We start from the raw sequence: 16,538 nt of genomic DNA, 5'->3' as shown, positions 1-16,538 counted from the left end.
ATACATGATGTATATAGTGAAACAGTTGCTGGACGAGACTAGTTGTGCCTCCTATTTATAGGTTCTTTATATAGGTATAGGGCACGCCTTGTTGCATTGAAACTGGTTTTATTTAAAAAGGAACTGAAAGTGTATGGTAGAGGTGTTTGAAGGAAGGCAGGATGAAGTATGTAGCTTTGTTGAGCCAGCCTCTAAAGATATTATATTTGTATTTTCAGGTGCAGCCGAGCGAGCGGGAATACCTTTGGGGGAGTTGCACCAATACCTAAGGAAGTACGGCGCTAACGTAGTTTATTTAAGGGATAAGAGTAAACTTCTTTACCTAAATGGACTGTCATCTTTGAAGATCAGTAATCTTGGTGATTTGGTTGGGTATCTTAAAGAGCTCATACCTTCCGGGGTTGAAAGGATTCATTGTATAGGAAGTTCTGGAGGAGGCTTTGCAGGTCTTTATGCAGCGTTAAAGCTAGGTGCGACAAGTGTAATTCTATTTGGTGGGGTTACAGACTTGACTAACGAAAGCTTGTTGGCTGAAAAGAGAGGGGTTGCACTTCTTAATCGCATCATAAATTTAGAATCCCCTTATAAGCTGAATCTTGCAAATTTGATTTCTCCAGATTGTTCAATTGCAAAGATAAGCTTATGGTATGGGGAGAAAAATATTGTTGATGCCCGTTATGCAAAAAATATAACACTTGTTCCTCAAGTGATTAATCATCCTGTGGCGGGGACAGACCGGCATGATATAACTGTGCCGATGCGAGATGAAGGTTTGCTTGAGAGTGCCTTGGATGATCATTTCGAGGGGCTAAGCTGATAAGAATTTGCGTAAAACTTATAGACTGTGCTGTTTTTGTTTTTCTTACAATTACTAACTCTCGTGAATACAGACCTGAAGTACATCATTGTTTTGTTGAATTGGACTATTTGTAAGCTAAGTGGCTTCAGATTAGGGAGGTAGATTGAGCTTTACAAAGTACTTGGAAAATCCTGAAATCTATGCTCGGTATAATAAAGTAAAGCCCTATTTTAAGTTGCGCTCTTCGGCGTATGATCTTACCACCAGATGCCAGCTTAAGTGTGAAGGTTGCTATTTTTTCTCGGGTGAGTCGAGCCATGTTGAAGATTCTACCGATGTAAAAAAATGGAGGCATTTTTTTATAACTGAGCAAGAAAGAGGGATTAATTATTTTAACTTGGCAGGGGCAGAGCCGGCGCTTGTGCCTGATCTTCTATTTGCCGCCTGGAATGTTTTGCCCTTTGGTACGATATTTACGAACGGCTTGAAATTGATTGATCGCGAGATTAACTATCGTATTCATATTTCCGTTTGGGGGGATGAAAAAGGGGATAAAGAGTACAGGGGTGTAAACTGTTTACCAAAGCAGCTTAAAAACTATCAGGATGATAATCGCGCTGTTTTTGTATATACCATTAATAAAAACAATATTGATCAATTACCCAGTGTTGCGCATAGAATTGTAAGTAGCGGTCATAGGATGACATTCAACTTTTTCAGTAATCCTGTCGGTGAGCATTCACCACTTCAGTTAGACGAGTGCTCTAGAAAAAGAGCGTACGATACCGTTGTTAGCCTAATTGAACAGTATGGAAGTTCCATTTTGTTTTCTCGCTATAGTGCTGAAGTACACACGGCAAGTGAGAGTTTATATAAGCAATTTGACTGCCCTTGCCCTAGAGTTGCTGACAATGGGAAAAAAGGGTTAGGCATTGGCCAAAGATACCGCAGCTATCGGGCCGACCATACACACCATAGTTCAAGCGATTGTTGCGCACCAAATACAGAATGCTTTGATTGTAGGCTTTATGCTGCCGGTAGTTTAATTGTTCCTTCACGGATGGATTTACATGTTAGTAGTGAAGATCTTTTTCGAGGCTGGCTGGACTATTTAGATGTGTGTCTTTGCTTGTATCTTAATGATTATGAGAGAGATATTGAGTTATACAGATGAAAGGATGTTATAAATGAATGCTCATAAAAAGTTGCTTGCGATATTCAACTCGACTTTTGAGATTGTTCATCAGTCAAAAGAAGGTGATGTGTTACTTAATACTGTGACGTTAGATGATAATTTAGCTCAAAAATTTGATTTGGACAGCCTGGATATGATTGAAGTTTTTCTGCGTATTCAAGATGAATTTGGTGTAGAAATTGACGAGGATGATTACGAAAAGCTGATGTCTTTGAATGATATTCTGGCATATATCGATGCGTGCGGTAAGTGATAAATTAGATTAGCCTTCGAATTGGTTTTTCTTTACTTATATAACATAAGCCTGTGTTCGCTAGCTCGTGAGCCTGCAGAAAGCGAAATGGTGTGATTGATGTTCTTAGTATGATTGAGGATTCGATGTGCAAGTTGATTTTCTGATAGTTGGGGCGCAGAAGAGTGGTACTTCGGCTCTGGATAAGTACATGAGAACTCATTCAGAAATTGAAATGGCTACCAGAAAAGAAGTGCACTTCTTCGATACTGATGAGCTCTTTAATGGCGGTAAGGTAGATTATAGTAAATACCATAAATCTTTTCCGGGAGATACGACTGTTTCTATCAGGGGTGAGTCTACACCCATTTATATGTATTGGAATGACGCGCCTAAAAGAATTTGGCAGTACAATCCTGAAATTAAGCTGATTGTTGTATTAAGGAATCCGATAGAAAGAGCGTTTTCTCATTGGAATATGGCACGATATCGGGGAGTAGAAGACATGTCGTTCTCTGATGCGATAAAAGCGGAGTCTCTTCGGTGTCGAGTTTCTTTGCCAAACCAAAATCGAGTTTTCTCATACTGTGACCGAGGATTTTATTCGTTTCAGCTACGTAGGCTGTGGCAATTTTTTCCTGCAGAGCAGGTTTTAATTTTGAAATTTGAAAATCTAAAATACGACTTAAAAAACACGCTCTCTGGTATTGCAAGTTTTCTGAATGTAGGGGAATTTGAAAGTAGCCAATACATTGATACGCATTCAACTGATTATGTGACTGGAATTAGCCTGGAAGACTTTAATTTACTACGAGAAATTTTTTATTATGAAATTAAAATGCTGGAAGAATTATTAGGCTGGGACTGTGAACAATGGCTTAATCTTTAATGCGGTTAATCTGCAATCTTTCAGTTAGATACACCTGTTTATGCTGTTGAATAGTTAAAGATATACTTACGGTAGTATGTAGACCGAATATAGGCGGACTTCTGTGTCGATTTATAACTTGGATATTATTTTATTCCACCAATATTCTAAGCCTAGTTTATTTAATATATTTATTCGCTTATCTGCGTGTTCGAAAAATGGTGTGTATTTATCTATCCATAAATTTAATTGTTTTTCAGATAATGTATCTTCATTCCAGTTTTCAATAAAAGCAATAGGTAGTTCTTTGTAGCAAGAATCTAAAGCGCTTGATTTAACAATGGGGATTGCCCCATTAATAATTGCGTGCCAGGCTTTTGGGGCTGGATCTAGCCCACCACCTTCTACACATAAAACAAACTTGTGTGTTTTGCATAAATTAAAAAAAACTTCTTCCAAAACTTCTGATTCTAAAATTGTGCAAAAGGAATTCCATTGGTTTTTAGCGAGCTGGGTTACTTTTTTGCGAGTTATCCATTGCTCTCCGTCTCGCTCCCTGTGGGCGCATAGTACCATATGTGATCTGTTGCTTAATGCAGGTACTGAATGTATGGGTATCGAGCAATTATCTTTGTAATTTGGGTACACCATTCCGAGAGGAAGGGGTGAAAGCTTGGGCTCATTGTTATCGTCTAGATTCTCCGCAAACCAGTGGATTAAGTTGGGTGAGCTGAGGATCTTCTGAATTATTTTCTTTTCATTGTCATTAAAGCACCGCCAGCGCTTGTCGACTTGATTGGGTATGGTTGCGTCTTCTGAGCCTGTTATTAGAATAAAAGGTGATGTTAGTTGGGGTAATACTGCTTCATAAAAGAAACTAACGGCTATAAATGGATCTCTCAGAGAGAGAAAGATAGTTTGTGGAGTGATGGTTTGTTTGAGTTTAGTTATGAATGTTCTGGGCTCAAATGTATCTGAGGTGATAACCCAATCGCATTTTCTTGCTATGCCTGTAATTCGATATTTGTCAGCACCTTTATTCTTAGGGAATAGTCGTGTCTGTTGGCTTTCTAGAGTCGGAACAAACGAAAGCTCTACATCTACACCAGACTCTATAAAGATGCCATTAATTTTTTCTAAATGTCTGATGATTCTTGAGGCTAAATCTAAGCGCATGCGGGTGCTGGCGCATTGGCTAAGTATAAATCTGTAGTGAGATAAAAGCTTATTGGTTGGGAGGCGGTTAAGATTATCTCTGTATATTTTGTAGTATTCTTTTTCTCCAGAACCATCTCCTTTTAAATAGAGCCTTTTTAGTTGATGTGTTTTTGTTTCTTCGCTTTCATGGCTAATATTCTGCTTAGTTCCGTTTTTTGATATTAAAGAGAGTGAGGTTGAAGTTGGGTTGTTTGATTGCCATTCAATGCTCTCGTTGGTCGACTTGTGCGCTGTTAAAGATAGTAATGCATTCCATGTTTGATCGAGTTTGGTCTTCAGCTCATTACTTAAAGAAAGGCAGATGTTTAAGCTGGCGGTCTCATTAATTAGCTTGGTTTCAAATGGGTGGGGAGTGGCTTCATTCAAATCAAGGTTGGTAAGGCTGTTTACAAGTTGAATTATAGGTGCGCCTTCAAATAATGCTTTCTGTGTTACTAATAGGCACTTATGAGGATTATTTCGTACAAATGCAATTACTCGGTTGTTGTACTCTATCCACATTGAAGCCGCTCTGTAGGGTTCTTTCCAAAAAGTAAGGTTTAAGTCAGATTTAGAGCGGTTTGTTAAATACGTAATTTCCCGGCTGTGCCGGTTGTATAGTGATTCAATGCAGCTTTGCCATGATCTGATGATAAATAGAAAGCGGCCTCTTCCGTTAAGTGCTTCGTTCCATGCTTGTAAAAATAGGCAGAGTCGCGGGTCTTTCAAGCCCCATGCTGTACCGGCTCTGTCTCGTTGTGCAATGTATTCTTTAATGGCTGGTCCATAAGAATTTTTAGGGTGAATTTCAACTTCCCCATGGAATTGCCAGTTAGAGCCGTGGTCATTTAGCCATTTTTCATGCATTTGGACAGCCGGCATGTCCTCAAAGTAGCCTCTCGGGTTTGCAATGTGTGGCTGGATCAGGTCTTTGCCAAGTGGAAGGCCAGCATTATTTAGCATGTTTGCGCAAGCGGAGGTGCCGCTTCTGTGAAAGCCGGTGAATATTAGTACAGGAAGGTTAGGCATGGTGTATCGAACTTTGCAGAATTAAGGTTTAGTTTGATTTTAACCCATTTTTTTTGGAAAACATCTATAAGTTATTAAACCAAGTGGGGTTAAGTTTTGATACTATTTGGCAAATAGGTATGGCGCTCGTAATTAGGAGTATCGTATGAAAAAAGTATTCATAGCTGGCCACCGCGGAATGGTCGGCTCGGCAATCTGTCGTCAATTACAGCAGCGCAGCGATGTTGAGCTGGTATTGCGTACATCTTCAGAGTTAAATCTGGTTAATCAGCAAGCCGTTGCAGATTTTTTTGCGTCTGAGCAAATTGATGAGGTGTACCTGGCTGCGGCCAAAGTAGGGGGTATTGTTGCCAACAATAGTTATCCTGCAGAATTCATCTATCAAAATCTGATGATAGAAAGCAATGTTATTCATTCGGCCTTTACTGCCGGTGTTAAAAAATTGCTGTTTTTGGGGTCTTCCTGTATTTACCCAAAATTGGCTGAGCAACCCATGCAGGAAGCGGCGTTGCTTACCGGTACGTTAGAGCCTACAAACGAGCCCTACGCCATTGCAAAAATTGCCGGCATTAAGTTGTGCGAAAGCTATAATCGTCAGTACGGGGTCGATTACCGGTCTGTTATGCCAACAAATTTGTATGGCCCGCACGATAACTTCCACCCGGAAAACTCACACGTTATTCCTGCGCTGTTACGGCGTTTTCACGAGGCTAAACTCCGTGGCGATGCAACCGTAACCGCTTGGGGTACAGGCAGCCCAATGCGTGAGTTTTTGCATGTAGACGATATGGCGGCAGCCTCGGTGCATGTTATGGAATTAGATAAGCCTGCTTACGATGCGAATACCCAACCAATGCTTAGCCACATTAACGTAGGCACTGGGGTCGATTGTACCATTAAAGAATTGACCGAAACCGTCGCAAAAGTAGTTGGCTTTAAAGGCGATATTGTATGGGATACCACCAAGCCAGACGGTACCCCGCGTAAGCTAATGGATGTAAGCCGCTTAAAAGCCTTAGGCTGGCAGTATAGCTATAGCCTGGAAGAAGGCCTGCAGGATGCTTACCAGTGGTTTATTGAGAATCAGGATAAGTTTCGCGGTTAGTGTGCTTAACTTAAAGGTGCAAGTTAAATTTATGTACTTATCGGATGAAGCCTTTGAATCAGTGATCAGTTCTGTTCCGCTGGTTTCAGTTGATCTTATTGTTCGTAACACTCAGGGTGAGTACCTGCTGGGTTTGCGGCAAAATCGCCCGGCTCAGGGCTATTGGTTTGTGCCCGGTGGCCGCATTCAAAAGAACGAGCCCATTGTACAGGCATTTAGCAGGCTAACGCAGCAAGAGCTAGGCCGTACGCTTACTATAGATGTGGCAAAGCCCCTGGGCGCTTTTGACCATTTTTACACCGATTGTGTGTTTGGTGAGCAAACCTCCACTCATTACGTTGCTCTGGGTTATGAATTACAGGTGGACTTCGATATTATGCATCTACCTCGCGAGCAGCACGGCCAGTACCAATGGTTTAGTGCAGGCCAGCTGCTGGCCAGTGATGCTGTGCATAAACATACCAAGTGGTATGTACGTTAGGCTGCTTGTACTTTTTTAATAATTACAGTTTGTAAGTGCCAAATTAAGCTTACAGCGAGAATGACATGCTAAAGAAGATTGCGCGTAAAGTGCTGGGGCGAGAGGGCTCTGGTTTAGAAGGTTATCAGTTTTTTATTGATGTAGTGTCTCCCGAGCTCATAGCTGGCTGGGCTGCTAATACAAAGAATACACAACATAAGCCCATTGTAGATGTTTGCAGCAATGGTGAAGTTTTATGGCAGGTAAAGGCTGAAAGCTTCCGGGAAGATTTAACCGAAGCCGGCATTGGTGACTTTGCGTTTAAGCTGAAGCCAGTTGCTGCCGTGCTAAAGCGCGATATTACCGAAGTTGATATTCATATTGATGGCCATAAAGTAAATGAGCAGCCTTATCCGCTGGTTATGCAGTGCCCGAATGAAGGTTGTTTAACATCTCACTTTGCTATGGCGCACGAGCATTACACTGGGCATGTAGATGCCATTACCGAAAACCTGATAGTAGGGTGGGTAATGGCAAATGCTAACCCTAATATCCGTGCAAAGGTAGTGCTGGTGCATAATGGTGAAGAGTTGGCCGCAACCGTAGCCGACCAATACCGTGGCGATTTGCACAAGGGCGAAGCGCAAGATGGTTGCCATAGCTTCCGCTTAAATTTACCGGTGCATAAGTTTCCTTCTGCCAGTTTTGAGTGCGACCTTCAGGTAGATGGCCAAAAAGTTAACCCTCAGCCTATCAGAATTGAACTGGATCAGAACACGCTGGAAGTTGAACAGTATAAGCACAATTTTGCGTCTGAATTGGGCGATTTTAACGCTCTGATTAGCGCAGAGCTGAACAGATTGCACCAGGCTGTAGAGTCAGAAACAAAAGAGACTCAGGGTGCCAACCTTAATGTTGCTGTTAATGTTGCCCTGCAGGGCATAGCAGAACTTTCTGCCCGGGTTAGCGTAATGGAGCGAGTACTGGTTAAGCATTTTTCTGAAAATGAATAACCGGCGTTCTCTACGGAAGGCCTTATGTTGGTTTCATTAGAGCGCATCGGTAAAGCGCAGTTGTTTTTTCGCTTGGAATGCACCAGCGAAGGTGAAGCAGAATTTGTGCTGCACAGCTCATCAGCCCAGGTAGCCGCTAAAAAAGTGCGCTACCAGCCTGGCTACAACTGGTTTACTTTAACTATCCCTCCGCTGTTTGTTACAGACGCCCGTGAGCATTATTGTTTAGATATGGGTAGGCTAAAGCCGTTAAGGCTTTGGCAGGGCGATGTACAGCTTGTAAAAACGCAATATCTGGCTGGTGCTAAGGCCTGCGCGGTTTATCAAAACCCTGCCAGTTATACCGCAAGCGTGGGTGAGCAGGCCCGGCCGACTATTTTGATGATTGATCATCAAACGCCCACTCCCGATAAAGACGCAGGTTCCTACGCGGCTATTAATGAGATTAAGCTCATTCAATCTTTAGGGTTTAACGTTAAGTTTTTGCCGTTAGACTTAGCCTTTTCACTCAAATATACGCGCAGCATGCAAGCCATGGGCGTGCAGGTGTGCTACCAGCCGTTTTATACCTCTGTTAATCATGCCGTGCTCGATGGTCTGGAAAATATCGCAGGCGTGTACATCACCCGCTTTCATGTTGCCCAGCAGGTACTGCCGTTAATTCGAAAAGCAATGCCTGGCTTGCCGGTTATTTTCAATAATGCTGATCTGCATTTTTTAAGAGAGTTGCGTGGCCTGCTTTCCAGTGGGGCGGGCACTATGCAGAGCGTGATGTATGCGAAAACTGCCGAGTTAGAGGTTATGAGGCAGGTTGATGCCATTCTTTCCTACAGTGATGCAGAGCATGCTGTCATTGCATCGCACATACATGAGCAGGAAAAAATTTTTAAATGCCCGTGGGTGCTGCAAATAAAAGCTGAAGTAACACCGTTTGAGCAGCGCAATGGGATTGCGTTTTTGGCGGGCTTCCGGCATTTACCGAATGTAGAGGCGCTCATCTTTTTTGCAGAGCAGGTTATGCCACTACTTACAGAAAATCAGCCCAACCTTAAGCTGTATATCTATGGTAGCCACATGCCCGAGCAAATAGCCGCACTGCGAAGCAAAAATATTGAGCCGGTCGGTTATGTAGAAAGCCTCGATGAAGTGTACGCAAATCATCGGGTGTTTGTAGCACCGCTCATTTCAGGTGCGGGTGTAAAAGGTAAGGTTTTGGAATCTATGGCTTATGGCCTGCCAACGGTACTCTCACCGGTTGCCGCAGAGGGTACTGGCTTAACGCACGGTATTAGTACTATGGTTGCCAAAAACCCGAGCCAGTGGGCAGACTTTATATCGGAGCTGTATCACAATAAATCGCTATGGAATCGGTTATCTGGCAATTCGCAGATTCTTGCCGCTGAACACTATTCATTTGAACATGGTCAGGAACAAATGCGTGCGGTATTTAATTTTGTTGGTATCGATTACAAATGAACAAGCAGCCTGAACTCATCGGATTGATCACAGATTAGGCTTAGGGAATAAACAGAATTATGACAATGGTATCGTTAAAACACTTAGGTGCCGTTTTTTTATCACCTGTATTAACGCTTTTTAATCAGCAAATGGAAAAAAACCTTGTACAGGGTGACCGGCTTTTTTTTCTGGCCCGAGAGGGCTACTGGCTGGAAAAATCGTACCATGCCTATATGAATGCTCAGGGTCAGGTTGCCGATAGCCGCTATATGCTGGTTTCTCGTGGCTTTCTTTTTAAAATTGGGCTGCTTAAGCCAAGTTCATACCCTTATTCCTTGGGCTTCAATTTTACCGGCACCATCTACCAGTTATTGCGCACGCGTTTTATTTTAAGTGATGTCAGTATTAATCAGATATTCACGGCAAAAGAGCAAAAACAGAATGTTTGCTTGCCAGATGATATGGTAACGGTATCTCAGTTGCTTGAAAGTAAGCTGGATAAACTCACGCCTATTATTAGTCAATCGGCCGATGCCTATCGCAGTTATTTGGAGTCTTTGGGTTATTTCGAGTCTTCAGTAAACGTTGTAGATGTTGGTTACAGCGGTTCTATTCAAAAATTGTTAACTATTCTGTTTGGTAAAAGTACCAAAGGGCACTATTTGATAGCCTCTAAGCCGGGTGAAACAGCCGTGGCCGGTAATACTGTTTCCATGCATGGTTACCTCAAAGAGGGTGTCAAACTGGAAGAAGGCTACCTGCCTTTAGATCGATCGATGTTCTTAGAATCTTTATTGACTGCCCCGCAAGGGCAGTTTCAGGATATTCGCTACAGCGCACTTAATAACCATACATTCGATTTCTATTTTGGCCGTAAGGTGGCCTCGCAGCATAATTTCCACATGCTAGAGCAAATCTGTAACGGTGCCCTGGAACAGATGACAGAGTATTCTAAGAAGGGCATAGAATTCACTGTTGAAGAGGTAGAGAGCATTCTGCAGGCCTACGTTGGCAAAAAGGGAATGTTCCCTCGGCATGCCTGGCCACTTTTTTCAATTGATGATGATATTTCGAATACAGGTACAGTGAATGCCATTGAGTTTTTTGGGTTAAGTTTATGAACTATAGAGTGATGATAAAGCGGCGCTTCCCTGCACTAGGTAGTATGCTTCGACGCCACCCAAAATTAATGAGTTTGGCTCTTAAAGCAGAGTCAGTACTGCTTATATTAAAGATGCGACGCCAAAACAAATTGCTGGGTTTAAATAAAACTGGTGCATCGCTTAACATTCATGAAACTGAGTTGCTAAAGAAAGCCAAAGAAGCAGGCTTTTTTGACTACAACTGGTACTGCCAAAATCAAAATAAGGTGTTTCAGGGTGAGCAGCATGCCTTTAGGGATTATCTTAATAAAAGCCGATTTTCTGGTGTTAGCCCCAGCCCCGCATTTAATAACCTAAATTACCTGAAACAAAATTTAGATGTGTACCATCAGGGCTTAAGCCCGCTCGCACATTACTTGGTTACCGGTAAGGATGAAGGCAGGGTGGTTCAGTCCTTTAACAGTAAGTGGCACCCGAGCGATGAAATTCAGGCGCAGGTCGATAAAGCCCTGCTAAGTAAACAGAAAATAGCGGTATGCCTGCATATATTCTATGAAGACTTCATAGATTATTACGCTTCGTGTCTGGAATCTTTTCCGGTTGCGGTCGATCTGTTTATAAGTGTCAGTAACGGCACTTTTAATGCTGGCATAACTAGCAAGCTAGCCGCATTGCCTACCGTTAATTCTGTTGTAGTTAAAGAGGTGCCTAACAGAGGGCGTAATTTTGGGCCAATGCTGGTCGAGTTTGGGCAGGAACTTTTAAACTACGATCTCTTCTGTCATCTTCATTCTAAAAAATCGCTATACTCTGGCCGCCAACAAACACAGTGGGCGGATTATTTAGGTGAATACCTTCTTAACGATAAGCAAGTAGTGGCAGAAGCTATTTGCTATATGGCCAGCCAACCAGATTGCGGTGTTTATTATCCATCTTCTTTTTGCATGATGCCCGATTGGGTGAACCACTGGTTAAAGAATAAGCCGTTCCGAGAGCGGTACTTTCAGGAGTGGGGTATTCAAAGCGATAAAGATTTCGATATCTATCCTGTTGGCGGCATGTTCTGGGCAAAGCCAAAAGCCCTTCATCAGTTATTGCAAAAAAAGTACAGCTATGAAGACTTTCCTTCAGAGCCATTGCCTAACGATGGCTCCGAACTCCACGCCCTGGAGCGCTGTATTGGCTTGCTAGCAGAAGCAAATGGCTATTCTCAGCTATTTTATTACCCCGAGCTTGGCAGGTTTACCGCAGATAAAAGCTTTATATTTTCAAACTATGTGAACAGTGCTGAAGAAGTATTCTATAAGCTACTGCCTTTTAACATTATTTCGTTCGATGTTTTCGATACTTTGGTTCGCCGTAGCTACCATGTACCAGATTATGCGAAGCTAAAGCTTGGTCAGCATCTGGCAAAGCAGGGGGTTGTTGATACCCCGCAAGTTTTTGTTACGGCGCGCAATGAAGCCGAGTTCAATATACGAAAAAGCAAAAAATTCCAGGGTGACGTGTCTATCACCGAGGTGTATCAGCAGCTTGCCACCGATTTAAACCTGAGCGATGCCGAGGCAAAGGAATTTTCCGAATTGGAGTTTGCTTACGATCTTGAAATGATAGAAAGCAAAGATGAGATGGTAGATATCCTGAATAATCTGATATTGCAGGGCAAAGATATCTATATCATCTCTGACACCTACTACACTGAGCACCAAATTGTACTGATGTTGCGAAAAGCGGGTGTCACTAACGGCTATAAGCTATTTGTTTCTTCAGAACTTGGCATGCGTAAAGATAACGGCACTATGTGGTCGTACATTAAAGACAAGGTTTCTGGCAAGGGGGCTTTTGTTCATGTGGGTGATAACGTAGTCGCCGATGCGCAAATACCGGGTGATTTTGGCCTGGCTAATTTGCACATTCTAAACCCAGCTGATAAATGGCAGGCTGCTGGTTGGAGCAACCCGCTCGCGGGCAGTGACCAGTTAGATGAAGATTTAATTTTAAAGTGGGGGCCGTTGATCAGTCAGTTTGGCAGGTACCCTTATTTAGGTGAGTAGTAATGAAAAATAGAACGTTGTATCTCCATATTGGCTGGTCTAAAACTGGTACATCGGCAATCCAAAAGCAGTTAGATAGCCAATATGAAACCCTAAGGTCAAAAGGGATTCTGTATTCTAAATCTATGCAGATGAATGATAATGCTCACCATAATTTTGCGTTGGCGTTTGGCGGTATTGTTGGCTATAAGTCTAAGTATTCAGTGGCAGAGGCATTAAAAGAAGTTGATGCCGAAATGGCAAGAAGCTCTTGTAACAGTGCTTTAATATCTAGTGAGCTGTCGCCTTTTTATTATAACAATAAACTGTTTTGTGATTGGGTGAGTCAGTTTGATCGGGTTAAAGTTATAGCCACTGTGCGGCGTCAGTCAGAGCTTCTTTTATCGTTGTATAATCAGTTAATTAAAGATCCCCAGGTGCGTTTTCAAGGGACCTTCTTGCAATTATGCTTTTCTAATATCGCAAAGGTTAATTTCTTCCCGCACCTTCAAAGGTGGGCGGATAAAGTTGGCGATGACAATATAGTTATAGTGAATTATGAGGATGGTGTTGTTGACTCGTTTTTAAGCTATTTTGATTTGACAGTTGATTCTAATGCCAGTGAAGTTGTTGTAAATGAATCACTTCCTAACAGCGTATTGCGCCAGGTTCAATTACAAAACCGAAATGTGATTGATGCTGGGCTATACAGGAATAATCGAGATCAGGTTATTAATACTTATAAAAATAGTGCAGAAAAGCCAAGTGAGCTTCATATAACCAGTGGGGAGCTACGAGAAATAGATAACTTTTTTGAGTACCCTAATAACGTTCTGGCTAATCGGTTTACGGACCGAAACGTGTTGTTCTCTAAAAAGAATTATAAAGATGTATATGTCTACTAGTCACACAATTAAAGTAAAGCTTGTTGGTGTTGCAAAAGACGAAGGGGCCTATCTGGCTAGATGGATTCATCATCACCTTTATTTTGGTTTTAATGAAATAGAAATCTATATCAACAGGACTTCCGATAATTCGCATGAAATCGTCAAGAAGATTTCAAATAATTACCCTGCGGTAAAAGCCATAGATGCTGATCGGTTCGATTGCTTGCCAGAATTTAACAGTAATCGACTTCAGCATGAATCCTATTTGCACGCGCTTAAGAGTGGTCGGGGTTCAGACTATGTGATGTTTCTGGATATTGATGAGTATTGGGTGACTCCTGGTTTGGATCAGTCAATATCTGATTTCATAGAGGAGCAATCGCATTTTGATGCCATGGTTTTTGAATGGTTTAATGAAGGCGGTGTAAATGATGAGTTTCAGGCATTTGAGAAAATTGTATATGGTAAGCTTCATCAATTAGGTAAAAGCCTGATTAAAATGCCTTCAAAGATTAAAGATATTCGGTTACATGTATCAGAAATGAATCCTGACTCTGTAATTGTTTTGGCCGATGGCACTAAGTTTAAGTGCGAGGATGAAAAGAAACTACCTCAACATGTTAGCAAGGATATCAACTCTTTAAAGAAGGCGTTTGTTTTACATAGAATGCATAGGTCGGAACCGGAATATCTTTCCTCTTTATTCAGGGGTAATCCAGAGCAGCAGTTTCCCATAAAGCTAAATAGATTGGGTTTTGGCTATGCCCCAAATGATCCATCTATAGAGTCTATTGAGTTTGACCGTGAAAATTACCAGAAGCTGGGTAAAAGCTATGATAGTTTCGTTGCTAAATGTGATCTTAAAAGTTCTATAGAATCTGCAGAACAGGTAGTGCTGAAGAATGCCGAAAATCTTAAGTACTCTATTGGAGAGTTGATACAGCAAAAGCCTGAGGCGGTTCGTCGTGTATTAAAGTACGTAAAAGATAAAGATATATCGGCAGTACTCGGCTGTCCGGTTAAAGTAGTATCTATAGGCGGTAACGAATATAAAAGAAAGGTGGTTGTTCACGCAGGCGCACATAAGACTGGAACAACATCAATTCAGCACGGCCTGTTTAAGTCTAGGAATAAACTAAAGGCAGAAGGCGTTGTTTACGCGACGTTTGATGATCGCAAATCCAACCAATCTATATTAATGCATGATGCGTTCTTGGGTAGTGCTGCAAGTCCAAGGAATGTGAGGGCGCTGAGTCAAAGCGATATTGATAATCTTGAATGTAAGGTTATTGGCTATCTTAATACAATTGCAAAAGATGATAGCTGGCATACATTGATTATATCTGGCGAAAGCATTTCTACATTAACACAGGAAATGCTTTCACGGTTTTTCAGTTCAGTAAAGAGGGCCTTTTCTAACGAGACTTTAATTGAATGCGTATTTGTCGTTAGAAATCCTTGTGATTACTTTAGAAGCACTCTGCAGGAGCGTTTAAAACGAGACTCGCTTGAACATATATTCAGCAGTGGGTTTCCTGAGGAGTCAATATTTAAAAATACAATCCAAAAGCTTGCCGTCACTTTTAAGAATGAAATCAAAGTTCTAGATTTTGATACCTTAGTAAAAGAAGAATATTCGTTGCCATATTGTTTTCTTAAGGAGGTCTCTGGTCGTTTCTCCGATGCGAATTTTAATTATTTGAAAAATTATTCGCGTGTAGGTAATCAGTCCATGTCTAGTGAAACCTTTGAATTCCTGAACTTTATAAATGCTCGGTATGCCTCATCTGAAAAAAAACAGCAGCTGTTTCATGATGCCAGACCGCTGTTTAATATTGCCGGGTTAAAACCTTTTTCTTTACCTGAAGAAATTAAAAGGAAGATCGAAGACAAATCACAATCAGATATCAACTATTTGAATTGTAATCATGGGATGCGTTATTCATCTCAGGATTCGGTTGGTAAGCAAGGCGTATCCTGGACAGCTAAAAACATAAAGCTATTTAGTTGGGCAGTGGTCGACTTGCCATTGTATTTGCGGGAAGATGCCGCCCGGTTTTTAGAAGAGAAGCGTCAGTGTAATGTTAAAGGCCTAAGAAATAAGAATAGAGCCTATACTCAGGCGATAAAGCTTATCACTGCAGTTAACAGGGCTCCCCGTTGGCTGTGCTCGGTGCTGTGTAAGAGTATTTATATACGAAAAAGGATAGAAGGCAAGTTAGGCAGCTGGCTTCATTAGGCTGGCTAATAAGGCTCTACACTCAGGGGCGCAGTCGAAAAGCCTGCGGAGTATGTGTAAAATGACTTACAGTTCGCCACTTCTGGCTAAGTTACCGGGATTTACACATATTCCACTAGTGCTTGGGTTTTATTCCAAAAACAGTCCAGGAAATATAGCGTTTAGAAAACTGAAAAGCACTGCTAATGTGCCAACGGATGTATTTACTGAATAAAGAATGGCTGTGTCTATGGCCTTTATGTACCGCTTTAATATTCGGTATGTACCATGTTGGCTCATTAAATAAGATTTTGGCGCGCCAGCAAATATCTATATCTTCACAATATAAGTAGTACTTCGGGCTAAAACCACTGAGTTTTTTATATAGCGCCACGCGAAACGCCAGAAATGCACCTGATGCCCAATCTACAGTTACCGGTTTTTGAATGTTGCGGCGATTAACTGTCGTTTTTTGAGACTTTAGGATAAAGCTACCAATAAAATCCCATGGCATTGGGAATCGTCGTATAGAGCCTTCCAAGATTTTAAGTTGCTCATCTTTAAATAAATTAGGTGCGGCCAAGCGGACATTACGCTTACACATTATTTGGTTGAGCTGATGAAAAACCTTCGGCTCTACAATGACGTCTGGGTTAAGAACAACAAACAAGTCATCATTTTTCATATTGTGCTTAAGTCGGCAATATAGAAATATATCGTTGTTGTTATGACCAAATCCTTGCTGTTCGTTGTTTACCAGATAATCAATATTGTGTTTTAAGCAATGTTGTTCTAGTTCGGCGCAATATTTGTTTCCTTTTATCACAACCGTTACGCCGCGTTCACTGTTTATTAGTTCTGGCTTTAATCCATCGATGATATCACGAGTGTGGTTATGGGAAATTACCGCAATAAAAACTGACACAAAGATCCTTTTAAGT

General features: G+C 41.7%; 14 protein-coding genes. 12 read left to right on the top strand and 2 right to left on the bottom strand.

What is annotated here, in order from left to right; all coding sequences use genetic code 11:
- Positions 1-133 precede the first annotated feature (133 nt).
- The 4 genes from BCF53_RS06350 (at position 134) to BCF53_RS06335 (ending at position 3,115) form a co-directional block, all read left to right on the top strand.
- Positions 134-817, top strand: a complete 684-nt coding sequence (locus BCF53_RS06350) for a hypothetical protein (protein WP_132700686.1) — start codon at positions 134-136, stop codon at positions 815-817.
- Between the two features lie 145 nt (positions 818-962).
- Positions 963-1,973, top strand: coding sequence for a radical SAM protein (locus tag BCF53_RS06345; protein ID WP_132700684.1), 1,011 nt, complete (start codon positions 963-965; stop codon positions 1,971-1,973).
- 13 nt (positions 1,974-1,986) lie between these two features.
- The gene (locus BCF53_RS06340) at positions 1,987-2,247 is read left to right on the top strand and encodes an acyl carrier protein (protein WP_132700682.1); all 261 of its coding nucleotides are present in this window, start codon (positions 1,987-1,989) and stop codon (positions 2,245-2,247) included.
- A 127-nt stretch (positions 2,248-2,374) separates the two neighbouring features.
- Positions 2,375-3,115, top strand: coding sequence for a sulfotransferase domain-containing protein (locus BCF53_RS06335; RefSeq protein ID WP_132700681.1), 741 nt, complete (start codon positions 2,375-2,377; stop codon positions 3,113-3,115).
- 111 nt (positions 3,116-3,226) lie between these two features.
- Here BCF53_RS06335 and BCF53_RS06330 read toward each other — a convergent pair whose 3' ends face one another.
- Entirely contained in the window at positions 3,227-5,254 is a 2,028-nt protein-coding gene (locus BCF53_RS06330; protein WP_132700680.1) for a hypothetical protein, read from the bottom strand.
- Between the two features lie 211 nt (positions 5,255-5,465).
- Here BCF53_RS06330 and fcl point away from each other — a divergent pair, with 211 nt between their 5' ends.
- The 8 genes from fcl (at position 5,466) to BCF53_RS06290 (ending at position 15,618) form a co-directional block, all read left to right on the top strand.
- A complete protein-coding gene (gene fcl, locus BCF53_RS06325; RefSeq protein WP_132700679.1) occupies positions 5,466-6,425 on the top strand; it encodes a GDP-L-fucose synthase in 960 nt (319 codons plus the stop codon).
- A 31-nt stretch (positions 6,426-6,456) separates the two neighbouring features.
- Positions 6,457-6,906, top strand: coding sequence for a GDP-mannose mannosyl hydrolase (locus BCF53_RS06320; protein ID WP_132700677.1), 450 nt, complete (start codon positions 6,457-6,459; stop codon positions 6,904-6,906).
- A 65-nt stretch (positions 6,907-6,971) separates the two neighbouring features.
- A complete protein-coding gene (locus BCF53_RS06315) occupies positions 6,972-7,898 on the top strand; it encodes a hypothetical protein (RefSeq protein WP_132700676.1) in 927 nt (308 codons plus the stop codon).
- A gap of 24 nt (positions 7,899-7,922) precedes the next feature.
- The gene (locus tag BCF53_RS06310; protein ID WP_132700674.1) at positions 7,923-9,374 is read left to right on the top strand and encodes a glycosyltransferase; all 1,452 of its coding nucleotides are present in this window, start codon (positions 7,923-7,925) and stop codon (positions 9,372-9,374) included.
- 251 nt (positions 9,375-9,625) lie between these two features.
- Entirely contained in the window at positions 9,626-10,477 is an 852-nt protein-coding gene (locus tag BCF53_RS06305; protein WP_207902665.1) for a hypothetical protein, read from the top strand.
- Complete coding sequence (locus tag BCF53_RS06300) at positions 10,474-12,513, top strand: rhamnan synthesis F family protein (RefSeq protein WP_132700672.1); 2,040 nt, start codon at positions 10,474-10,476, stop codon at positions 12,511-12,513. Before BCF53_RS06305 ends, BCF53_RS06300 begins: the two co-directional genes overlap by 4 nt.
- Positions 12,514-12,515: 2 nt before the next feature.
- Positions 12,516-13,397 carry a hypothetical protein gene (locus BCF53_RS06295; protein ID WP_132700671.1) on the top strand — a complete coding sequence of 294 codons (882 nt, stop codon included), beginning with the start codon at positions 12,516-12,518 and terminating at the stop codon, positions 13,395-13,397.
- The gene (locus tag BCF53_RS06290) at positions 13,387-15,618 is read left to right on the top strand and encodes a glycosyltransferase family 2 protein (RefSeq protein ID WP_165901827.1); all 2,232 of its coding nucleotides are present in this window, start codon (positions 13,387-13,389) and stop codon (positions 15,616-15,618) included. The genes BCF53_RS06295 and BCF53_RS06290 overlap by 11 nt, the downstream gene beginning before the upstream one ends.
- A 115-nt stretch (positions 15,619-15,733) precedes the next feature.
- On the opposite strand, the gene BCF53_RS06285 is transcribed toward BCF53_RS06290, so the two are convergent.
- Positions 15,734-16,522, bottom strand: coding sequence for a glycosyltransferase family protein (locus tag BCF53_RS06285; protein ID WP_132700667.1), 789 nt, complete (start codon positions 16,520-16,522; stop codon positions 15,734-15,736).
- Positions 16,523-16,538 lie beyond the last annotated feature (16 nt).

Origin of the sequence: Reinekea marinisedimentorum, from assembly GCF_004341165.1 — a bacterium.
GTDB classification, from domain to species: domain Bacteria; phylum Pseudomonadota; class Gammaproteobacteria; order Pseudomonadales; family Natronospirillaceae; genus Reinekea; species Reinekea marinisedimentorum.
This window is presented reverse-complemented; position numbering and strand designations above follow the sequence as displayed.